We start from the raw sequence: 665 nt of genomic DNA, 5'->3' as shown, positions 1-665 counted from the left end.
CTGGAGAAAGTGGCGGGCAGGGTGCATCGAACCCTGCGGATTTTCCTCGGGTCCAGCGAACCGATCCAGAGCCTGCAGCGCCAACTGCGCCGCGGCGGTGATGGTGAAGTGAGCTGCGTTGTGCTGCTGGATAATGGTCAGCGCGAAGTCGAGGTCAAGCTTCCTGGTAACTACCAGCTCTCACCACAACTGTCTGGTGCGTTGAAGACACTGCCGGGTGTGATGGACGTTCAGATGTCCTAGGATGCTTCGGTATATGCAAAAAAGAACCCCGCTGAAGATGTTCGGCGGGGTTTTCAATTTTAGAGCATGTTGTGTTTATTGGTGTTCATGCCAGCTGCTCCGATACTAAAAGGTTTTCTGTATGACCTGTTCAGCGCAGGAGTAACCAAGGTTTCTGGCGAAGCGGTCTACGCTCTTTTGTCCTTTCTCAGCCAGATCAGTTAAATCGGCATGATCAGTAACGTTGCAGGTTGAGGCAGCGAGGATTTTGCCATCCTTGGCGGAAACCAGGAGTGCGCGTCCGCGGTAGCGGTAAGCGAGATTTGCGAACCAGCCTGCGCCCTGCATTTCTGACTGATAGGTGACAGTTGATACATCCAAGTAATAACCAGAGTAACCGGTTTCTCGGGCGAGCTTTGTGAGAGCTTTTGCGCGTTTCTCCT

1 protein-coding gene and 1 pseudogene are annotated in these 665 nt (G+C 53.1%); one reads left to right on the top strand and one right to left on the bottom strand.

Annotated elements, in window-relative coordinates; all coding sequences use genetic code 11:
- Positions 1-243, top strand: a 243-nt coding sequence (locus PPL9_RS26550) for a hypothetical protein (protein ID WP_208989657.1), incomplete at its 5' end; no start/stop codon positions are given.
- Between the two features lie 105 nt (positions 244-348).
- On the opposite strand, the pseudogene PPL9_RS33795 reads toward PPL9_RS26550, so the two are convergent.
- Positions 349-665, bottom strand: a pseudogene (locus tag PPL9_RS33795) (hypothetical protein); the annotation flags it as partial.

This window comes from Pseudovibrio sp. POLY-S9, assembly GCF_001431305.1.
GTDB lineage: Bacteria > Pseudomonadota > Alphaproteobacteria > Rhizobiales > Stappiaceae > Pseudovibrio.
This window is presented reverse-complemented; position numbering and strand designations above follow the sequence as displayed.